Source organism: Pseudomonas sp. NFACC56-3 (assembly GCF_900100025.1).
GTDB classification, from domain to species: Bacteria; Pseudomonadota; Gammaproteobacteria; order Pseudomonadales; family Pseudomonadaceae; genus Aquipseudomonas; species Aquipseudomonas fluorescens_AA.
Window position 1 is genome coordinate 363,432 of record NZ_FMTK01000001.1, and the last position, 19,737, is coordinate 383,168.

16 protein-coding genes are annotated in these 19,737 nt (G+C 63.1%); 7 read left to right on the forward strand and 9 right to left on the reverse strand.

What is annotated here, in order from left to right:
* Positions 1-174 precede the first annotated feature (174 nt).
* On the forward strand, positions 175-774 hold the full coding sequence (locus BLO80_RS01475; protein ID WP_092326286.1) for a LysE family translocator: 600 nt from the start codon (positions 175-177) through the stop codon (positions 772-774).
* 60 nt (positions 775-834) lie between these two features.
* Here BLO80_RS01475 and BLO80_RS01480 read toward each other — a convergent pair whose 3' ends face one another.
* A complete protein-coding gene (locus BLO80_RS01480) occupies positions 835-3,492 on the reverse strand; it encodes an excinuclease ABC subunit UvrA (protein WP_092326287.1) in 2,658 nt (885 codons plus the stop codon).
* A gap of 449 nt (positions 3,493-3,941) precedes the next feature.
* Here BLO80_RS01480 and nosP point away from each other — a divergent pair, with 449 nt between their 5' ends.
* Positions 3,942-5,105: a nitric oxide-sensing protein NosP gene (gene nosP, locus BLO80_RS01485; RefSeq protein WP_092326289.1), complete on the forward strand. Its 1,164-nt coding sequence runs from the start codon at positions 3,942-3,944 to the stop codon at positions 5,103-5,105.
* On the forward strand, positions 5,035-7,674 hold the full coding sequence (gene nahK / locus BLO80_RS01490; RefSeq protein WP_092326290.1) for a hybrid sensor histidine kinase/response regulator NahK/ErcS': 2,640 nt from the start codon (positions 5,035-5,037) through the stop codon (positions 7,672-7,674). The genes nosP and nahK overlap by 71 nt, the downstream gene beginning before the upstream one ends.
* Before the next feature lie 163 nt (positions 7,675-7,837).
* Here nahK and BLO80_RS01495 read toward each other — a convergent pair whose 3' ends face one another.
* From BLO80_RS01495 to BLO80_RS01520, 6 genes are all read right to left on the reverse strand, one after another.
* Complete coding sequence (locus BLO80_RS01495; protein ID WP_072405723.1) at positions 7,838-8,503, reverse strand: response regulator transcription factor; 666 nt, start codon at positions 8,501-8,503, stop codon at positions 7,838-7,840.
* A gap of 60 nt (positions 8,504-8,563) precedes the next feature.
* Complete coding sequence (locus BLO80_RS01500; RefSeq protein ID WP_092326292.1) at positions 8,564-9,097, reverse strand: PQQ-dependent catabolism-associated CXXCW motif protein; 534 nt, start codon at positions 9,095-9,097, stop codon at positions 8,564-8,566.
* Between the two features lie 251 nt (positions 9,098-9,348).
* Positions 9,349-10,140 (reverse strand): ABC transporter permease, encoded by a 792-nt coding sequence (locus BLO80_RS01505; protein WP_092326293.1) that lies wholly within the window; start codon positions 10,138-10,140, stop codon positions 9,349-9,351.
* The gene (locus tag BLO80_RS01510) at positions 10,137-10,868 is read right to left on the reverse strand and encodes an ABC transporter ATP-binding protein (RefSeq protein WP_092326295.1); all 732 of its coding nucleotides are present in this window, start codon (positions 10,866-10,868) and stop codon (positions 10,137-10,139) included. The genes BLO80_RS01505 and BLO80_RS01510 overlap by 4 nt, the downstream gene beginning before the upstream one ends.
* Complete coding sequence (locus BLO80_RS01515; protein ID WP_092326296.1) at positions 10,865-11,854, reverse strand: YVTN family beta-propeller repeat protein; 990 nt, start codon at positions 11,852-11,854, stop codon at positions 10,865-10,867. The genes BLO80_RS01510 and BLO80_RS01515 overlap by 4 nt, the downstream gene beginning before the upstream one ends.
* Before the next feature lie 27 nt (positions 11,855-11,881).
* Positions 11,882-13,048 (reverse strand): ABC transporter substrate-binding protein, encoded by a 1,167-nt coding sequence (locus BLO80_RS01520; RefSeq protein WP_092326298.1) that lies wholly within the window; start codon positions 13,046-13,048, stop codon positions 11,882-11,884.
* A 377-nt stretch (positions 13,049-13,425) separates the two neighbouring features.
* On the opposite strand from BLO80_RS01520, the gene BLO80_RS01530 reads away from it, so the two are divergent.
* Positions 13,426-14,700: a HAMP domain-containing sensor histidine kinase gene (locus BLO80_RS01530; RefSeq protein ID WP_092326300.1), complete on the forward strand. Its 1,275-nt coding sequence runs from the start codon at positions 13,426-13,428 to the stop codon at positions 14,698-14,700.
* Complete coding sequence (locus BLO80_RS01535; protein ID WP_092326302.1) at positions 14,678-15,316, forward strand: response regulator; 639 nt, start codon at positions 14,678-14,680, stop codon at positions 15,314-15,316. Before BLO80_RS01530 ends, BLO80_RS01535 begins: the two co-directional genes overlap by 23 nt.
* Positions 15,317-15,478: 162 nt before the next feature.
* On the opposite strand, the gene BLO80_RS01540 is transcribed toward BLO80_RS01535, so the two are convergent.
* Together BLO80_RS01540 and exaA are read right to left on the reverse strand one after the other, a co-directional pair.
* The gene (locus BLO80_RS01540; protein ID WP_092326303.1) at positions 15,479-16,123 is read right to left on the reverse strand and encodes a pentapeptide repeat-containing protein; all 645 of its coding nucleotides are present in this window, start codon (positions 16,121-16,123) and stop codon (positions 15,479-15,481) included.
* A 147-nt stretch (positions 16,124-16,270) separates the two neighbouring features.
* Positions 16,271-18,136, reverse strand: coding sequence for a quinoprotein ethanol dehydrogenase (gene exaA / locus BLO80_RS01545; protein ID WP_092326305.1), 1,866 nt, complete (start codon positions 18,134-18,136; stop codon positions 16,271-16,273).
* A gap of 253 nt (positions 18,137-18,389) precedes the next feature.
* Between exaA and pedF the strand changes: the two genes are divergently transcribed.
* Positions 18,390-18,851 carry a cytochrome c-550 PedF gene (gene pedF, locus BLO80_RS01550; protein WP_092326306.1) on the forward strand — a complete coding sequence of 154 codons (462 nt, stop codon included), beginning with the start codon at positions 18,390-18,392 and terminating at the stop codon, positions 18,849-18,851.
* Between the two features lie 5 nt (positions 18,852-18,856).
* Positions 18,857-19,732 carry a substrate-binding periplasmic protein gene (locus BLO80_RS01555; protein ID WP_092326308.1) on the forward strand — a complete coding sequence of 292 codons (876 nt, stop codon included), beginning with the start codon at positions 18,857-18,859 and terminating at the stop codon, positions 19,730-19,732.
* Positions 19,733-19,737 lie beyond the last annotated feature (5 nt).

Sequence of the window (19,737 nt, forward strand, 5' to 3'; positions counted from 1 at the left end):
TACCTGGGGGGCGGACCAGACGGTTCAGTATTCGCGTACGGTCTGAAGCCATACACATAGCGCTCTACGGAAAAGTGAATCCGTTATTAGCCGCACTTGATGTCATGTGGGAAGATGATGGATCGGTCTTGCCTTGAAGGTCAGTCATAGAGGCTTAAGTTATGGATGAATGCTATGAATTATGTTGTGCTTTCGTTGTTGACCGTGTTGTTGGTGCCGGGGCCGACGAACTCATTGCTGTTTCAAGTCGGTATGAGCAGGGGGCTCAACACGCTCTCGATGCGCTTCGTGGCAGCCGAATGGTTGGCATACGTTATTCAGATGACGATGTGGGGAGTGTTCATTGACCTGCTGATTACCGATCACTCCTGGGTGGTGATCGCTACCAAGATTTTTGCTGTGTGTTTCTTGTTTTATATTTCCTTGAAGCTTTGGTTTTCGGTAAAAGACCATGCACCAGTCGCAATGACGGGTGTTGCCGTTGCGGATCTGTTCGTGGCAACGCTGACCAATCCTAAAGGGTTGTTTTTTGTTTCCTTCGTTGCGCCGGTGGGCACATTTCTGTCGCTGGATAACTGGCTGTCATTCATTTCGCTATTCTCAGCCATTATTTTCCCGGTAGGGCTTGTATGGATCGCGGCTGGCGCTTTTTGCGGCCGGAAATTTCATGCGCTCGTATCTGGACGATTCTTAAATCGAGGCATTTCTTTGGTCATCGGGCTGTTCGCCTGCGGCATGCTGTTCAATATCGTGGCCCAGGTGGATTTCACCTGACTGCGCTCTGAGGTCTACTGCAAAGCGTTATTCATATGAGGTCCAACTGCGCGCTTACCTCTATTTTTTAAGCGACAACGCCCTTTTCAGGAACGCTGCCGTTCGACTCTCCCGGCATTTCGTCACCGTCGCCGGAGCCCCGCAAACCACCACGTTTCCGCCCTGGGTTCCAGCCCCCGGACCGATATCGATGACCCAGTCACTCTGCGCCACCACCCGCATGTCATGTTCCACCACAACCACCGTATGACCTTCCTCCACCAGGCGATTCAACTGCACCAGCAAGCGATCCACGTCCTGGGGATGCAGCCCATTGGTCGGCTCATCCAACACATATAAGGTTGCGCCCCGGGCCTTGCGCTGCAGTTCTGTCGCCAACTTGATCCGCTGGGCTTCGCCGCCGGACAGCTCCGTGGCCGGTTGGCCCAGGCGCAGGTAGCCCAGTCCGATATCTTGCAGCACTTGCAACGAACGCCTGGCCGCCGCTTGTTCGGCAAATACCTCGAGTGCCTGGTTCACGGTCAGCTGCAACACCTGGGAAATGTCCAGGCCCTGCCAGCGAACTTCCAGGGTCTGTGGGTTGTAGCGGGCGCCGTGGCAGGTGGGGCAAGGGGCGTACACGCTGGGCATGAACAACAACTCCACGCTGACGAAGCCTTCACCTTCGCAGGTTTCGCAACGCCCCTTGGCGACGTTGAAGGAAAACCGCCCGGCATCGAATCCCAGTGCCTGCGCCTGTTCCGTGGCGGCAAACAGTTTGCGCACGTGGTCGAACAACCCGGTGTAAGTGGCGAGGTTGGAGCGCGGGGTACGGCCGATGGGTTTCTGGTCCACCTGGACCAGGCGCTTGATCGCATCGAGCCCGGCGACAACGCGCCCGGCGCTGGTTTGCACGGGTTCGTCTTCCAGGCTTTGCTCGTCGGGTTCGGTGCTGGGGCTGGCCTGGCCCAGGTGGGCGCCGACCAGATCCAGCAGGGCCTGGCTGACGAGGCTGGATTTGCCTGAGCCAGAGATACCGGTCACGGCGGTGAAGCAGCCCAACGGGAAGGCCGCGTTCAGGTTGTCGAGGTTGTTGCGGGTGATGCCTTCCAGCCGCAGCCAATCCTTGGGTGCTCGTGGGCTGCGTGTCGCAGTGTGTTCTTCGTCAAAAAGGTAGGCACGGGTGCGTGATTCAGGCACTTGGCCAAGGCCTGCCGGCGGACCGCTGTAGAGGACTTTGCCGCCTTGTTCGCCAGCGTCCGGGCCCACGTCGATGAGCCAGTCGGCGCGGCGCATGGTATCGAGGTCATGTTCGACCACAAACACCGAGTTGCCCGCTGCCTTGAGGCGTTGCAGGGCGCCAAACAGGGCTTCGCTATCGGCCGGATGCAGGCCGGCGGAGGGCTCGTCCAGCACATAGATCACGCCGAACAACTGGGAATTGAGTTGGGTCGCCAGGCGCAGGCGTTGCAGTTCGCCGGACGAAAGCGTCGGCGTGCTGCGTTCCAGGGCGAGGTAGCCCAGGCCCAGGTCGATCAGCGTGACGATCCGTTCCAGCAGCTCGGCGGCGATGCGTTGGGCGGCCAGGCGTTTCTCCAGGGAGAGGTTGGGTGTGTGGCGGGCGTCGGGCCCGCCCGCATGGGGATTGTCGCCCCTGGCGGCGCGTTGCTCACGGGCCTCGCGGGTTTGCCGGTGACTGAGGACGTCTCCCGTTTCTTCGGCCTGTGCAAGGTAGTCGGGCGCCAAGACCTGCTTGAGCACCTCGGCCAGCTCGAGCAGCGGCAGGTGCGACAGCTCGGCGATGTCCAGGCCGGCAAAGGTCACGGTCAGCGCCTGGCGTTTGAGGCGTTTGCCCTCGCACACCGGGCACGGGCTGGCGCGCATGTATTGCGCCACGCGTTTGCGCATCTGGGCACTTTGGGAATGCATGAAGGTGTGCAGCAGGTAGCGCCGGGCACCGCTGAACGTACCTTGGTAACTGGGTTCGAGCTTGCGCTTGAGGGCGGCGCGGGTCTGGGCCGGCGTCAGTCCGGCGTAGACGGGAACGGTAGGGGTTTCTTCGGTGAAGAGAATCCAGTCCCGTTGCTTTTTCGGCAGGTCGCGCCACGGGATGTCGACGTCATACCCCAGGGTCACCAGAATGTCCCGCAGGTTCTGGCCTTGCCAAGCCATGGGCCAGGCAGCCACGGCGCGTTCGCGGATGGTCAGCGATGGGTCTGGCACCATGGAGGCTTCGGTCACTTCATAGACCCGGCCCAGGCCGTGGCATTCCTGGCAGGCGCCCTGGGGCGTGTTGGGCGAGAAGTCCTCGGCGTAGAGCATGGGCTGGTCGGCCGGGTAGCTGCCGGCGCGGGAGTAAAGCATGCGAATCAGGCTCGACAGGGTGGTGACGCTGCCCACTGATGAACGTGCACTGGGGGTGCCGCGTTGTTGCTGCAAGGCGACTGCCGGCGGCAGGCCCTCGATGCTGTCCACGTCCGGTACGCCCACCTGGTCGATCAGGCGCCGCGCATAAGGCGCGACGGATTCGAAGTAACGACGCTGGGCTTCGGCATAGAGCGTGGAGAAGGCCAGCGACGACTTGCCGGAGCCCGACACGCCAGTGAATACCACCAGGGCATCGCGAGGGATGTCCACGTCGACATTCTTGAGGTTGTGTTCGCGGGCGCCACGCACCCGGACGAAACCGGTGGCGTGCGGCAATGAAGAGGCGGTGGCGGGGCCGGAGCTTGCGGGCATGGGGCGTTCCTTGTGGGCGTCTGCTTAATGCGTTGGGGCTTTCAGGCGAAACGGCGTCACGCAGAGCATGGAGCCTGGGTCATGACGTTGACAATTATGTATGCGACCGGGTTCGTTCATTCTTGTGCAATTAAAATTTACGCCGGACAAAAGACCCGAGAACAGTTTCGCAGTTTTCCCCGAACTACGGACCTCCCGACGCCTCGTTCAAACGGCTCTCTGGATTATTTGTCGCGCTGCTGGCCGGCGCGACGCTTTGTTGGGCGGTGATTTGGCGCCGATGGGCCACTGATGTTGCCTGTGTACCAAATCGCTCTTTTGGTGGCGAGGGAGTTTGTGGAAGCGATCTCATCCCATGGAAGCGTCCACCCGCTACCCAAGTAGCATTCGTGGAGCCGGCGCGGCTTCGTACACTCAGGGCTCCTATCACGCACCCGCCGGAGGCGACGATGCAGCAGGCCCAGAGCGAAGGTGTGGTGAGCGCCATGTCCCAGGCGAGCGACGTCCAGCAGGTGGCCCAGGCGCTGGCGCGGCAGTTGTTGCACCCGCACCTGGGGTTCGTGCTGTTTTTCTGTTCCGCCGAATACGACTTGCCGGCCCTCGGCCAGGCGCTGTCCCAGAGTTTCGGCGGGATTCGCCTGGTGGGCTGCACCAGCGCCGGGGAAATCACCCCCGAGGGTTACGGTCGCAACTGTGTGACGGCGGTGGGTTTCGATCATCGGCACTTTTCCATTGCCGCCGAGCTGATCGGGGAAATGGAACACTTCAGCCTGATCGACGCCCAGCAAATGGTCGAGCGCCTGGCCAGCGGTTGTCGCAGCAACGCCTTGGCGCCGATCAAGGGCCATAGTTTCGCCTTGACCCTGCTCGATGGCCTGTCCAGCCGCGAGGAGATGGTGCTGGCGGCCTTGAGCGCCGCCCTGGGGGACATCCCGCATTTCGGCGGTTCGGCCGGCGATGACAACTACCTGACCCACACCCATGTCTACTTCGAAGGCCAGTTCCACAGTGGCGCGGCTGTGGTGGTGCTGATCAACACTTGGCTGGAATTCGAAGTCTTCACCACCCATCACATCCTGCCTCGACAAGAGAAGCTGGTGGTGACCGGTGCCGACAGCGCCTCGCGACGGGTCTATGAACTCAACGCCGAACCCGCTGCCGAGGAGTATGCCCGGCACATCGGCGTGCCGGTGAGCGCGCTCGACTACCGGGTCTTCGCCGCCCATCCCCTGGCGGTGCGCATCAATGACCAGTACTACGTGCGGGCGATTCAACAGGTGCACCCGGACTTGAGCCTGAGTTTCTACTGTGCGGTGGAGAACGGCATTGTTCTCACCGCGATGACTCCCGGTCCCTTGCTGCACAACCTGCAAACGCTGTTCGACGGTTTGCAGGCGCGCCTCGGCGACTTGTTGCTGACCATCGGCTGCGATTGCTTCCTCCGGCGCCTGGAGTTGGAAGATCGTGGCGGCCTGGAGCAGATCGGCCAGTTCCTGCGCGAACAACGGGTGATGGGGTTCAACACCTATGGAGAACAGTTCAATGGCATGCACATCAACCAGACGTTCACCGGAGTTGCCATTGCCCGACATCGCGTCCCCGGCCATCGCTGACCTACAGGCCCAGCTCGCCAGCCTGCTGCATGAAAACCGCAAGTTGCGGCGCATCAACGAAGCGCTGATCGAGCGGGTGGAATCCGGCGTCACCCGGGGCAACGACCCCTACGCGGCGTTCCAACACTCGGTGGTACTGGCCGAGCAGGTGCGTGAGCGCACCGATGCCCTGAACCAGGCCATGGCCGAACTCAAGGCCGGCAATCACTTGCTGGGCGAGGCGCGGCTGCGGGCGGAAACCGCCCATCGACACCTGATCGACGCCATCGAAAGCATCTCCGACGCGTTTGTGCTGTTCGACGAGCAACAACGCATCGTCCTGTTCAACAGCCGCTTCAAGGCCTTCTGGGCCAATAGCCGGGTGCGCATCGTCGCCGGCATGCGTCTGTCGGAGGTGAAGCGCCTGATGACCGCCAACGGGCTGTTCAGCGAGGAACCCCGAGGCCAGGCCGACGAGCATGTGTTGTATCGCTTGCAGAACGGGCGTTGGCTGCAAGTCAGCGAGCGGCCGACCCAGGAAGGCGGGCGGGTGATCCTGTTTACCGACATCACCGACGTCAAGCTCAGCGAAACCGTGCGCCGCGAGCAGGCCATCGCGCAGAAATCCCATCTGTTGCAGCGGGCGGTGGACAACCTGTCCCAGGGCGTGGCGATGGTCAATGCCCAAGGTGTGCTGGAGCTGTGGAACCGGCGCTTCCTCGAACTCAGCGGCCTGGCGCCGGTGGCGGCCCACCGACCGTTCAACGAAGTGATTGCCGACAGTGAGTTGCAACTGCTGACCCCGGCCAGCCGCGACAGCAATGGCCGGCTGATCCACGAATGCGAGCAGCGCCTGTGCGATGGTCGGGTGCTGGAGATCCGCACGCATCCGTTGCCCACCGGCGGCTACGTCAACACCTTCACCGACATCACCGAGCGCTACCAGCACGCCGAGGCACTGAGCGAAAGCGAGCGCTGGATCCGCCTGATCACCGACCATGTGCCGGCGCTGATCGCTTACCTCAACGCCGACCTGGTCTACGAGTTCACCAATAAGGTCTACGAGCAATGGTATTGCTGGCCCCGTGGCGTGATGCTCGGCCAGAGCCTGCGCGAAGCCCATAGCGAGCAGCATTACCAGCGCCTGGAAACCTACGTGGCCCGGGCGTTGGCGGGTGAGAGCGTGACGTTCGAATTCGCCGAGACCAACATCAACAACCAGGAGCGCTACATGCTGCGCTCCTACGTGCCGAACCGTTTGGCCAATGGCGAAGTGGTCGGGATTTTCGTGCTGATCCGCGACATCACTGAACGCCGCCGCACTGCCGAAGCCTTGCACCAGGCTTACCAGAACCTGGAACAGCGGGTCCAGGAACGCACCGCCGAACTGACCACGCTCAATGACCAGTTGCTGCGCGAAATCGACGAGCGCAGCCGGGTGGAATTGCGCTTGCGCGAAGCCAAGCGCGAGGCCGAGCAGGCCAACCTGTCCAAAACCAAATTCCTCGCGGCGGTCAGCCATGACCTGCTGCAACCGCTCAACGCTGCCCGGTTGTTCACCAGTGCCTTGCTTGAGCGCCGCGAGCCGATGGCCAACGCGCAACTGGTGCGCAACGTCAGCAATTCGCTGCAGGACGTGGAGAACCTGTTGGGCACCCTGGTGGACATCTCCAAGCTGGACGCCGGGGTGATCAAGGCCGATGTCGCGCCGTTCGGCCTCAGTGAGTTGCTGGACAACCTGGCCGCCGAATACGCCCAGATCGCCCGCAGCGAAGGGTTGGAGCTGCACTTTGTCGGCTGTTCGGTGCTGGTGCGTAGCGACATGCAATTGCTCGCGCGGATCCTGCGTAACCTGCTGAGCAATGCCATTCGCTACACCCCCAGCGGGCGGGTGGTGCTGGGCTGCCGCCGACATCGCCAGCGGGTGTCGATCCAGGTCTGGGACAGCGGCATCGGCATCGCCGAGAACCGCCTGGAGGAAATTTTCCAGGAGTTCAAGCGCGGCGACGTGCAGCGGCCGAACCAGGACCGTGGGTTGGGCCTGGGCCTGGCGATTGTCGAGAAAATTGCCGGGATCCTCGGACACCGGATCCAGGTGCGTTCCTGGCCGGGCAAGGGCTCGATGTTCGCCATCGACGTGCCGCTGAGCGCCACCGCGCCCAAGCCGTTGCCGTGCCTGGACATGAGCGAGCCAATGCTCGAACGACTGCGCGGGGCACGGGTCTGGGTGCTGGATAACGATGCGGCGATCTGCGCCGGCATGCGCACCTTGCTGGAAGGCTGGGGGTGTCGGGTGGTGACCGCGCTGTCGGAACAGGACCTGGCCCGCCAGGTGGATAACTACCACGCCGAGGCGGACCTGCTGATCGCCGACTATCACCTGGACCACGATCAGAACGGCGTCGATGCCGTGGCCCGGATCAACGCCCGCCGGGCCTCACCGATCCCGGCCATGATGATCACCGCCAACTACAGCAACGAACTCAAGCAGCAGATCCGCGAGCGCGGGCACACCCTGATGCACAAGCCGGTGCGGCCGATGAAGCTCAAGATCGCGATGAGTCACCTGTTGGGTCCCTCCCGATCTTGAGCCGAACACTGTTGTGGCGAGGGAGCTTGCTCCCGCTGGGCTGCGAAGCAGCCCCAAAAGCCCGGCACCTCAGTGTGTCAGGCTCATTGAGTCGACCTGATCGGGGCTGCTGTGCAGCCCAGCGGGAGCAAGCTCCCTCGCCACAGGGATTCATGGCGCCTGTTCAACGCCGCAAATAAGCCCCGAAATCAATATCCCCGGCACTGAGGATCGCCTGCACCCGGTTGTGCACATTGAGCTTGCGCAGGATCGCCGAGACGTGGGCCTTGACCGTGGTTTCGGCGATGTCCAGGGTGTAGGCGATCTGCTTGTTCGACTCGCCCTTGGTCATGCGTTCGAGCACCAGCAGTTGCTTGCGGGTCAAGGCCTGGAGCAGTTCCGGCGGGAACGCCGGGGTTTCGTTCAGGCGCCGGCCCACCGGGCTCTTTTGCGTGCGGATGATGTCCGGCGGCAGGTACACGTTGCCGTTGAGGATCTGCTCGATGGCGTCGGTCATCTGCGAGCGCGGCGAGGATTTGGTGATAAAGCCCACCGCGCCATAGGTGATGGCCTGCAGCACCACTTGCTTGTCCTGTTCGGCGGAGACGATGACCACGGGAATGGTCGGTGCCTCGTTGCGCAGGTTGATCAGGCCATTGAGCCCGTGCATGCCGGGCATGTTCAGGTCCAGCAGGATCAGGTCCAGGTCGTCGTGCTCGGCGGTCAAGGCCAGGGCACTGTCCAGGTCGGCGGTTTCCATGACTTCGCTGCCAGGAAAACCGTCGCTGATGACGTTGTGGATGGCTTCGCGAAACAGTGGGTGATCGTCGGCTATCAGGATTTTATACATGGCCATTCACCTCGTTATTGTCGTATGGGGCAGGGCAGTTGCGCGCATTTCTTTGCAAAATCAGGGAAAGGGTTCGGGGTGGGCGGCCTGCAGGGGCAGATTGGCCGCCTCCCAGGCATCGAGGCCATCGCGATACCAGTACACTTGCTTATAGCCCATGGCAGCGGCGCGTTTTACCGCGTTCCAGCTCAACCAGCAATCGGAGCGACAATAAAAGACCAGTGGTCGATCCGTCTGCCCGGCGGTGGCCTTGCGCAAGTGATAGGCGAAATAGTCTTGCCAGGCCGGCGAGAGGTCGCCGTCGCCGGTATTGGCCAGCCACAGGCTGCCTGGAAGGTTGGCATGGGGTTCGTTGTCGATGAACTGCCCCTGGACCCAGGGCCGGCGGTACACGTCAATCAGCAGCGCAGGCGACGCTTGCCCGAGCAGCCGTTGCAACGCCTGGGTGTCCAGGGTTTGTGCACCGTCGACGGTGGCGGGCGTCGGGCTGCGGTATTGGGCGATGCGGTAGCCCTGCGCTGAAAACAGCGCGGTCTCGGCCTGGGCGACATTCAGCGCCAGACCCAGCAAGAGGATCGCCAGCAAACGGGGCATAGGATTTATCCTTTTTGTTATGCGCCCATTACATGCCAGGGTCGAGGTCTTGTGAATGCGACCATAGACAGGAAAACCGGTACTAAAGTAGTAATTTCAGCCATGGGGCCCTGTTCAGAACCCTTGTGGGAGCGAGCTTGCTCGCGATAGCGGTGTGTCAGTCAACATCATTGCTGAATGATCCGCCGCTATCGCGAGCAAGCTCGCTCCCACAGGGTTTCCACCCATAGGGATATTGGGATAGGGCAGGATCAACTGGCCTTGCGCAACGCCGCATGCTGCGGATTGAATGTCCACACCGCCAAGAATGTGAACACCAGGGTCAAGCCCAGGCACACCGCCATCGCCAGCAGATTGAACTGCTCATACAGCGCAAAACGCACCAACTCCACGCCATGGGTGAACGGGCTCACCGCGCAGAGCCAGTACAGCCAGGGGCTGGCTTCCTGCATTTTCCACAGTGGGTACAGCGCCGAGGACAGAAAGAACATCGGGAAGATCACGAAATTCATCACCCCGGCAAAGTTCTCCAGTTGCCGGATGGCGTTGGACAGCAACAAGCCCAGGGCGCTGAGCATCAGGGCCACCAGCAGCAAGGCCGGCAAGGCCAGCAGCAGGCCCATGGTCGGTGGCTGGATGCCGTACAGCCAGGCGATGGCGAGAAAGGCATAGACCTGTAGCAGCGAGATCAGCGAGGTCGCCAGCAACTTGCTCGCCAGCAGGAAAGCCCGGGGCAGGGGGCTGGTGAGCAGCACGCGCATGCTGCCCATTTCCCGGTCGTAGACCATCGACAGCGAGCCCTGCATGCCGTTGAACAACAGGATCATGCAGGCCAGCCCCGGCACGATGTATACCTCGTAGGGAATGTAGGTGTCATAGGGCGCGATGATGGCGATGCCCAGGGCCGCGCGAAAGCCGGCGGCGAACACCAGCAGCCACAGCAGTGGCCGGACCAGGGCGCTGAGCAGCCGGGTGCGTTGCAGCACGAAGCGCAGCCATTCGCGCACCACGATGCCGCTGAAACAGTGCCAATACGCGTTCATGGCCGGGCTCCCGAGGCGGTCAAATGGCTGAAGGCCGAACCGAGGGAGCCACCGTGTTCCAGGCTCACCGCGTCGGCCTGGCCGCTGGCGACCAGGCGGCCCTGGTGCACGATCAACAGGTCGTCGCTGGGTTGCACTTCGTCCAGCAGGTGAGTGGTCCAGAGCACGCTGATGCCCTGTTCGCTGCACAGTTGCCGAATGTGCAGGCCGAGGGCAAGGCGGCTGGCCGGATCGAGGCCGACGCTGGGTTCGTCCAGCAACAACAGGCGCGGCTCATGGAGCAGGGCGCGGGCGATTTCAACCCGGCGCCGGTGGCCGCCATTGAGGTCGCGTACCCGCTCGTGGCGGCGCTCGGTCAGGTGCTGGCGGGTCAGTTCGGCATCGATGCGGGCGCTGCCTTGGCGTCGCGAAAAACCATGCAGCGCCAGGTGATAGCGCAGGTTCTGTTCGATGCTCAGGTCCAGGTCCAGGGTGCTTTGTTGGAACACCACGCCCAACTGGCGCAAGGCCGGTCGTGGCGACTTGTGCAGGGAGTGGCCGCCGACGCGGATGTCGCCGCGTTGCAGGTCATACAGGCGCGTGAGCAGGGCGATCAGCGTCGACTTGCCGGCGCCGTTGGGCCCCAGCAGCGCGGCGAAACGGCCGACGGGCAGGCTGAAATTCATCTGCTTGAGGGCTTCGCGCGCGCCATAGGCAAAGCTCAGGTCACTGACTTCCAGGGCGTTCATGGCGTGACCACCACGCCCCAAGGGTAGCGCCCGACTTTCACCGACTTCAGGACTTTGCGGCTCTCTACATCGATCACCGAGACATCGCCACTCACACCATTGGTCGCCAGCAGTCGCTTCTGGTCCGGGGTGAACGCCAGTTGCCAGACCCGGCGGCCCACCAGCAGGTAATCCAGCACTTCGAAGGTCTTGGCGTCGATCACCGCCACATGGTTGGCCGGGCCCAGGGCGACGAACGCCAGCTTGCCGTCGGCGCTGAGCTTGATGCCCACCGGCTGTACCTTGTCCGGGTGCACGCCCTTGATCTGGAACGTCAGGGTCTTGAGCACCTGGCGCGTGGCGACGTCGAGCACGGTCAGGGTGCCGCCGATCTCCGCCGAGGCCCAGAGCTGCGTTCCGTCGCGATTGAACTCGACGAAACGTGGCCGTTGGTCCACCAGGGTGTTGTCGGCCAGGGTCTGGGTGCTGGTGTCGATCCAGTGCAGCATGTTCGTGGTTTCACTGGTGTTGACCGCCCACTTGCCGTCGGGGCTGACGGCCATGCCTTCGGGTTCGACACCCACGCCGATCTGGCCCAGCACTTCGGAGGTCTGGGTGTCGATCACCGTGACTAGGGCATCGTCTTCGTTGGAGACATACAGCCAGCGGTCGTTGGGGTGCAGGGCGAACTGCTCCGGGTCCTTGCCGGAGGGTAGCTCCTTGATGATCTTGCGGGTGGCGACGTCCATCACCTGGACCCGGTCCGAGTCGCTGGCGCAGATGTAGAGCAGGCGATTGTCATGGGACAGCAACAGGCCGCGGGGGCGTTGGCCCACGGGCAAGGTCTCGATGACTTCCAGGCTCTGCATGTCGATCAGGCTCAGGCTGTTGTCTTTTTCGTTGGAGACCCAGGCGATGCTGGCAGCGGCGGGGCCGGCAGCCAGCAGAACAGCACCCAGGGCAAGGACTTGGCAGAGCAGGGCCGGTTTGAACAGCGGGCGGCGCATGGCGGTTTTCCTTATTGTTGTTATCGATCAGGGGTAACGGCAGCTCACTTCGGGCCGGTCATAGCCCAGGCTGTCCATTTCATTGGAGGGGTGCAGAAAACCGTCCTGGGGCGAGGTGCTGACCAGTGCACGGGGCTGGACCAGGGGAATCGGTTGGCGTAGTTGGCCATTCCACGGTCGGTAGCTGAGCTTGCGGCCCTTGAAGCCGTCCAGGGGCAATTGGTCGCTGAGGGCCAGTTGGCGGATGGCGAACGGGTCGGTCTGACGCAGTTTGCTCACCGCGCTGGCGATGCTGCGCACGGCGATCCAGGCTGCGAAGTCACGGTCGTTCATCCAGCGCCCGGCGAGGGCTTCGAAGCGCTTTTGCAATTGCGCCGCGCCATAGGTTTCCACGGTCTTGTGCCAGCCGGTGGGCGTCAGTCCCTGGGTGCCGGCCACCGGGCGTGGGTACCAGGTCTGGTAGGGCAGGTATTCGCCGAAGTCGCCGCGCTCGTCGGCCACCAGCACCACGTCGTACTCGGCGGTCTGGGTGAACAGCGGCATGTCGGCCTGGGCGCTGCGGCGCTGGTCGTTGTCGAACTGCCAGGCTTTCTCGGCGACGATCTTCATGCCGAAGCGTTTCATGGCCCGGCGCAATGCGGCGGCATAGGCTTGGTCCTCGGGTGTCTGGCCGACGATCAGCAGGGCCCGTTGCCATTTGCGCACCACGCTGAACTGCACCAGGGCATCGGCGAGCATGGCGCGGTCGGGCAGGCTGTGCAGCACGTTGCCCAGGCAGTCGGTGGTGCGCAGGCTGTCGTCGGGGCTGCCGGCGTTGAACAGCAGACTGTCGGGCAGGGCGGCGCTGAGATCGCGCAGGCTGGTGGCCGGTGCATTGATCACGAACAGCCGCAGGCCTTGGTCGTGTTGGGCGCGGGCGGCCTGGAGCAGGGCTTCGGGACTGTCGACGCTGGCGCTTTCCAGGCGATAGTCGTGCTGGAGGAAACGCCCGGTGCTGTTGCTGTCGACGATCGCCAGCTCAGCGCCGCGCAACCCGGCATCGGCCGGTTCGGCAATGACGTTGGACAGCAGCGGGCCCGGGTCTGGGCGGTAACCCAGGTAGCCGATGCGCACTTGCAGCGGCGTGGCGTCGCCCGCGTGAGCGGTCGCCGCTGCCAGCAGAAAAACCAGGGCGTAACTGACGAGCCGGCGCATGACGTCCTCCATTGCGGGTAGCGCCAGCATAGGAAGGCTGTGGCCCTGGGGAAATATGCAGAAAGTACCGCCGGGGCAGTACCAAGGTAGTAACTCGCGTTGGAAGCCGGGGTTTTAGGATGCAAGGCATCGTCATTGCCCAGGATGGGACAGACCATGCGGACTCTCAAGACCCTGCTGTTGACGTTGCTGCTGATCCTGAGTTTGATCGGGGTGAATCGTCCCCAAGCCTGGAACTCTCCAAGCCCTCCAGTGGGAGCGAGCTTGCTCGCGATAGCGGTGGTTCAGTCGGCCTCGGTATCGGCTGTGCCGCCGTCATCGCGAGCAAGCTCGCTCCCACAGGGTGTGGGTGGCTATTCAGGGTTGGAACGCTAGCCATGTCAGCCCTCTGGCGCATCAACCTTTGGGTGTCAGCTTTCTTCGCCCTGGTCACTGTGGCCTGTGCCATCCTGCTGTTGCACCAGGCCATGGCCGATGTGAAGCGAGAGTTGCAATCGGCCGAGTCGGTGGTGCATTACCTGCGTGAAACCGCCGAGCGCGACCCGGCCAGTCTCCAGCCGCGGTTGACCGGCAGCCTGCGTCATGTGCGGGTCCGTTGGCTGGCCCCTGGGGAACGGTTCCCTGCGGATGAAAAGGGGATGAAAGCCTGGCTCGGCCGCCAGCTACTGGACGACAGCCCCGCAGCCCAGGTGGTGGAATTGCCTGACGGTCGACGGGCCTGGATTGCCGTCGATCCGCGGGACGAAATCGACGAGATTCTCGATTCGTTGGTGCAACTGTTGTACGTCTGTGCCTTGGCGCTGTCGCTCAGCCTGTTGGTGATCCGCTGGGCGGTACGCCGGGGCATGGGTTTGCTCGATGAGTTGCTCCAGGCACTGCGTCAGGTGTCTGCCGGGAACCTGCAGGTGCGCCTGGGCATTGAAGGTGTGCCGGAGGCGCAGCAACTGGCGGGGCATTTCAATCGCATGACCGCCGCCCTGGCCGAGGCCCAGGCCGATAATGCCCGGCTCACCCAGGCGTTGCTGGCCGTGCAGGAGCAGGAGCGCACCCGGCTGGCCCAGACCCTGCACGACGACTTGGGCCAATACGTGGCCGGCATTCGTGCCCGCGCCTGCCTGTTGCGCCTGGTGATGGATCAGCCGCCGGCGCTGGAGCAGACCGTCAGCCAGCTCGAAGACCATTGCGAGCATTTGCAACAGGGTTTCCGGGCGCTGGTGCATGACTTGTACCCGGTGGTGTTGCAGCACTTGCCGTTATGCGAGGCCATCGGGCTATTGGCCGGGCAATGGCAGGCCAGCCAGGGCATCGCCTGTCAGCTTCGGATCGACGAAGCCTTGCCGCCCATGTCCGGATCGGACAAGACCCACCTGTATCGCTTGTTGCAGGAAGCACTCACCAACGTTGCCCGGCATGCCGGTGCCACGCAGGTAAGGATTCGTCTGCAACATCGTGCCGGACGCCTGCGTTTGCTGGTGCGCGACAACGGCCGCGGTGCGATGCAACCATTGCGCGCCGGTGTGGGCTTGCACTCGATGTCTGAACGGGCGCGCAGCCTGGGTGGGGCGTTGCGCATTATCAGCCAGCCTGGCGCCGGTTGGGCGCTGGCCTTGAATATGCCCTGGAGGCGTGATGAACATTTTGTTGGTGGATGACCATGCGGTGGTTCGGCAGGGCTATGCCAGCCTGCTACGGGCGCTGATGCCGGACCTGCTGGTCCGCGAAGCGGCGATGGGTGAAGAGGCGCTGAGCCTGGTGCAGGAGCAGGTGCCGCACCTGGTGATCATGGACTTCGGCCTGCCCGGTATCAGTGGTCTGGAAACCACCCGCCGGTTGCGCCAGCGCCTGCCACAATTGCGGGTGTTGTTCTTCAGCATGCACGACGAATTGCCGCTGGTGCGCCAGGCATTGGACGCCGGTGCCGCGGGCTACCTGACCAAGAACTCGGCGCCTCAGGTGCTGGTGGAAGCGGTACGCCGGGTGCTGGCCGGCCATGCCTACATCGAACAGTCCCTGGCCACGCAACTGGCCTGCGCCAGCTCCCGGCACGACACCGACCCACGCCTGCAATGCATGACCCAGCGGGAGCTGGAGATCTTCGTCATGCTCGCCAAGGGCACACCGGCGCGCACCATTGCCGAACAGCTATGCATCAGCGCCAAGACCGTGTCCAACCACCTGACATTGCTCAAGAGCAAGTTGCAGGTCAGCTCCCATGCCGAGCTGGTGCACTTGGGGATCGACCTTGGGGTGGTGCGGGTGGCGGGGTGAATCCCAGGTTCATTGTGGCGAGGGAGCTTGCTCCCGCTGGGGCGCGAAGCGGCCCCGAAAAAAGGCACCTCGGTAGGACGGATTGATTGGTGGGCCGGGGAGAGGGCTGCTGCGCAGCCCAGCGGGAGCAAGCTCCCTCGCCACAGGGTTTTGTGGCAATCCTTACTGATCCCAAGACGTCGGGCAGCCGGTGCAGCCTTCCATATTCGCATCCTGGAAATTTCCATAGTGCTGGCGGGAACCGCTCAGGTTGGCCTGTTCCAGGTTGCTTTCGCCGAGCTTGGCCTCCTGCAGGTTGGCGTCGCGCAGGTCGGCGCCCTTGAGGTCGGCCTTGCTCAGCCAGGCCATTTCCAGGTCAGCGGCCTGCAGGTTGGCACCCTGCAGCCGCGCGCCGGACAAGCGGGCGAACTGAAGGTAGGCGGCGGTCAGGTCGGCACGTTGGAACTGCGTGCCTTGGGCGAACAGCCCCCAGCCTTGGATCGCCTTGAGCGTGGCGCCGCTGAAGTCCGCCAGGCGCAGGTTGCTTTGTTGCAGGCTGGCGCGGGTCAGGTTGGCGCCCTGTAGCTGGGCTTTCTCAAGGTTGGCCAGGTCCAGCCGCGCGTGCCGCAGATCGGCGTCGCGCAGGTCGGCACCGCTGAGGTTCATTTTGCGCAGGTCCTGGTTCGCCAGTTTTGCACCACGCAGGTTGGCGCCGGGGCATTGGCTGGCTTCGGCGATGACGCAGCCGTTGAGGGTGAGCGGGGTGTCGAGGTCGTCGGCGTTGGCAAAGGCGCCAACGAATAGAAGCAGCAATGACAAGCATCTCATGACATGAACTCGGGCAATTGTGGGAGCGAGCTTGCTCGCGATAGCGCAATATCAGTCAACATGAATGCCGGCTGAACGACCGCCATCGCGAGCAAGCTCGCTCCCACAGGGGGTTGTGGTGTGTGTCAGGACCCAGGTGGGATCGGGCTATTTCTGCGCGGTCGCCTTGTCCCAACTCGGAATCTTGAACACCCAGAACGACCCGCCCTGGGCCACGGGCTTGGTCAGTTCGGCCATGTCGCCGCCCCACAACGGTACGGCGCCGCCATAACCGACGGTCACGCCGATGTACTGCTCGCCGTCCTGTTCCCAGGTGATGGGCGGGGAGACGATGCCGCTGCCGGTCTGGAACTTCCACAGCTCCTTACCGGTTTTCGCATCAAAGGCCTTGAAGAATCCGTCGCCAGTGCCGGTGAACACCAGGTTGCCCTTGGTCGCCAGCACGCCGGCCCACAGCGGCAGCGCTTCCTTGTGCTCCCAGACCACCTTGCCGGTGGTGGGGTTCATCGCCCGCAGGCTGCCGACATGATCGTCGTACATGCGCTTGATGCGGAAACCCATGCCCAGGTAGGCCGAGCCTTTCTTGTAGTTCACTTCTTCGGTCCAGTACTCCTCTTTCCACTGGTTGCCGGGGACGTAGAACAGGCCGGTGTCCTGGCTGTAGGCCATGGGGTTCCAGTTCTTGCCGCCGAGGAACGGAGGCGAGACTTCCACCGGCTTGCCCTTGGTTTCGCCGGGCAGTGGCTTGGCCGGACGCTGACCAGGGTTTTCCACCGGGCGGCCGGTCTTCAGGTCGATGTGGCTGGCCCAGGTGATGTTGTCGACGAAGGGAAAGGCGTTCTGCAGCTTGCCGTTGTTGCGGTCCACCACGTAGAAGAAGCCGTTGCGGTCGGCGTGGGCGGTGGCCTTGACCACCTTGCCATCCTTGTCCTTGTAGTCGAACAGCACCAGCTCGTTGTTGCCGGAGAAGTCCCAGGCGTCATTGGGCGTGTGTTGGTAGAACCACTTCACTTCGCCCGTGCTTGGGTCGACACCGACCTGGCCCGAGGTGTAGAGGCTGTCGTAATCGTGGGGGTTGCCGTCCTTGGCTGTGCGCGCCCAGGTGTTCCAAGGGCCGGGGTTGCCCGCGCCGACGATGATGGTGTTGGTCTCGGCGTCGAAACTGGCGCTCTGCCAAGGTGCGCCGCCGCCATGACTCCAGGCTTCGACCTTGCCGGTTTCGGTGGTCTTGTCGTCGGGCCAGGAGGGCGCCTTGACGTCGCCGGTCGGGGTGCTGTCCTTGCCGTTGAGGCGGCCCATGTGGCCTTCGACGAACGGGCGCATCCAGACTTCTTCGCCGGTTTCCGGGTCGCGGGCGAACAATTGCCCGACCACACCGAACTCGTCGCCGGAGCTGCCGTGGATCAGCAGCACCTTGCCGCTGGTCTTGTCTTTGATCAGCACCGGAGCGCCGGTCATGGTGTAGCCGCCGGCGTGGTCGCCGAACTTCTTGTTCCACACCACCTTGCCGGTGTTCTTGTCCAGGGCGACTACCCGCGCATCCAGGGTGCCGAAGTAGATCTTGTCGCCATAGATCGCCGCGCCGCGGTTGACCACATCGCAGCATGGGCGAATGTTGTCCGGCAGCCGGTGGTTGTAGGTCCACAGGCGCTTGCCGGTCCTGGCGTCGAGGGCGAATACCCGCGAATACGAGCCGGTGACGTAGACCACGCCGTCGCTGACGATGGCCTGGGATTCCTGGCCGCGCTGCTTTTCGTCACCGAATGAGTAGGACCAGGCCGGGGTCAGCTTGAAGACGTTCTTGTCGTTGACCTGGGCCAGCGGGCTCCAGCGTTGGGCGTTGGTGCCCATGCCATATTGCAGCACGTCCTGGGTGGTCAGGTGGTCGTTGGCAATGTCTTCCCAACTGACCCCTGGCGTCGCGGCGTTGGCCAAGGGGCTCAGCGACAGACTGCCGGCCAGCAGCAAGGCGACAGTCAGGGCGGAGAGGGCGGGTAGCGTTTTTATTCTCATGGTGGCAGTTCCCAGTGAAGGTTTTGGCCTGACTAGGTTGGGTCGCGCCGGTGCCTGGCCGATACGGAAAAAGTCCCGCCCTTGCCGGGAAGACTTCCCGAACCGCCTGTCTTTGCGACTTGCGTCGGATGGCCTGCTACCAAGGGACTAGACCGCGGCCACCAAAGCAGCATTCGGCTGGCGCCCCAGGGTTCCTAAGATGACGGCACGGCTTCTTCACAGAGGTCTTGCGTGCAATCCAGAGGGCATAACAATGACAACAAAATGCAACGCCATCATCGCTACCGCACTGCTGATGGGGCTGATCGGCGCAGGCTCCGCGTGGGCCCACGGCAACGTAGTGCCCCAGGCAGTGGAAACCAAGGGGCTGACCCCAATCAAGGACAGCAACTTGCCATTGGACGCTGATGGGTGGGCTGCCCAGAACCCGTATCGCAATTCTCCCGAGCGTGAAAAAGCCGTGGAAATCGGCGCCTCGGCCTACAACCAGAACTGCGCCGCGTGCCACGGCCTGGAAGCCAAGTCCGGCGGGATCGCCCCGGACCTGCGCATGTTGGACGCCGCCGAAGCCGGAGACGAATGGTTCGTCGAGCGCGTACGCCATGGCGCGGTGCGCGACGGTCGGGTCTACATGCCGAAAATGGCTGATTATCTGAGCCAGGAAGCCTTGTGGGCGGTGCGCACTTATCTTGACAGCGTGCACGTCGAGGAGTGATCGCCATGCGCTGGTTCGCCTGGGTCATCTGCTGCGTGTTGCTGGGTGCCCAGGCGGTTCAGGCCCAGGTGCGCAGTTACGACCAGATGATTGCCGCCGGGGAACTGAAGGTGGCGGTCTACAAGGACTTCGCTCCCTACAGCTTCGAAGACCAGGGCCAGCCCAGGGGCGTCGACGTCGAACTGGCCCAGGCCTTGGCCAAGGCCCTGGGCGTGCGCCTGAAGCTGATGTGGGCACCGCCCGGCGAGAAGCTCGATGACGATCTGCGTGATTACATCTGGCGCAGCAGCCCGCTGCATGACCGGCAATTGGCCGACTTGATGATGCGTGTGCCGTACGATCACGACTACGTGCAAAAGCGCAACGACGTCGGTGAGCTGGAAAACGCCCAGGTGGTGATGTTCGGGCCCTATCAGCAGGAGTGCTGGCAGGTGGCGTATGACCGCCGCCGACTGGATTCGGTGGGCAGCGTCGCGGTGTTCCAGCAGCACCCTATCGGGGTGGAAATCGACAGCGTGCCGTCGTTCTACCTGACCTCGGTGTTCAACGGCATGCTCAGCGCCAAGACCCGCCATTACCCTGGTGTCAGCCAGGCCTTCAAGGCCATGCAGGCTGGCGAGGTCGACGCGGTCATGGCCATGCGCGGGGAAATCGACTGGCAAGTGCATGAGGCGGCCGATCCGCAACTGGCACTGGCGGAGAATGCCTATCCGAACATGGGCAAGCAACGCTGGGAAATCGGCATGGCGGTGCATGAAAGCAACCGTCAGTTGGCCTATGCGGTGGAAGAGGCGCTGGAAGGCTTGATCCGCGATGGCAGCGTCAAGGCTGTCTACGCCCATTACGGCCTGCGCTACGAAGTGCCCGAGATGTACCAATAGGAGCA

Bases quoted from the DNA above. Each gene is read 5' to 3' on its own strand.
- BLO80_RS01475 (WP_092326286.1), top strand. From the start codon at position 175: ATGAATTATGTTGTGCTTTCGTTGTTGACCGTGTTGTTGGTGCCGGGG.
- BLO80_RS01480 (WP_092326287.1), bottom strand. From the start codon at position 3,492: ATGCCCGCAAGCTCCGGCCCCGCCACCGCCTCTTCATTGCCGCACGCC.
- nosP (WP_092326289.1), top strand. From the start codon at position 3,942: ATGCAGCAGGCCCAGAGCGAAGGTGTGGTGAGCGCCATGTCCCAGGCG.
- nahK (WP_092326290.1), top strand. From the start codon at position 5,035: ATGGCATGCACATCAACCAGACGTTCACCGGAGTTGCCATTGCCCGAC.
- BLO80_RS01495 (WP_072405723.1), bottom strand. From the start codon at position 8,503: ATGTATAAAATCCTGATAGCCGACGATCACCCACTGTTTCGCGAAGCC.
- BLO80_RS01500 (WP_092326292.1), bottom strand. From the start codon at position 9,097: ATGCCCCGTTTGCTGGCGATCCTCTTGCTGGGTCTGGCGCTGAATGTC.
- BLO80_RS01505 (WP_092326293.1), bottom strand. From the start codon at position 10,140: ATGAACGCGTATTGGCACTGTTTCAGCGGCATCGTGGTGCGCGAATGG.
- BLO80_RS01510 (WP_092326295.1), bottom strand. From the start codon at position 10,868: ATGAACGCCCTGGAAGTCAGTGACCTGAGCTTTGCCTATGGCGCGCGC.
- BLO80_RS01515 (WP_092326296.1), bottom strand. From the start codon at position 11,854: ATGCGCCGCCCGCTGTTCAAACCGGCCCTGCTCTGCCAAGTCCTTGCC.
- BLO80_RS01520 (WP_092326298.1), bottom strand. From the start codon at position 13,048: ATGCGCCGGCTCGTCAGTTACGCCCTGGTTTTTCTGCTGGCAGCGGCG.
- BLO80_RS01530 (WP_092326300.1), top strand. From the start codon at position 13,426: ATGTCAGCCCTCTGGCGCATCAACCTTTGGGTGTCAGCTTTCTTCGCC.
- BLO80_RS01535 (WP_092326302.1), top strand. From the start codon at position 14,678: ATGAACATTTTGTTGGTGGATGACCATGCGGTGGTTCGGCAGGGCTAT.
- BLO80_RS01540 (WP_092326303.1), bottom strand. From the start codon at position 16,123: ATGAGATGCTTGTCATTGCTGCTTCTATTCGTTGGCGCCTTTGCCAAC.
- exaA (WP_092326305.1), bottom strand. From the start codon at position 18,136: ATGAGAATAAAAACGCTACCCGCCCTCTCCGCCCTGACTGTCGCCTTG.
- pedF (WP_092326306.1), top strand. From the start codon at position 18,390: ATGACAACAAAATGCAACGCCATCATCGCTACCGCACTGCTGATGGGG.
- BLO80_RS01555 (WP_092326308.1), top strand. From the start codon at position 18,857: ATGCGCTGGTTCGCCTGGGTCATCTGCTGCGTGTTGCTGGGTGCCCAG.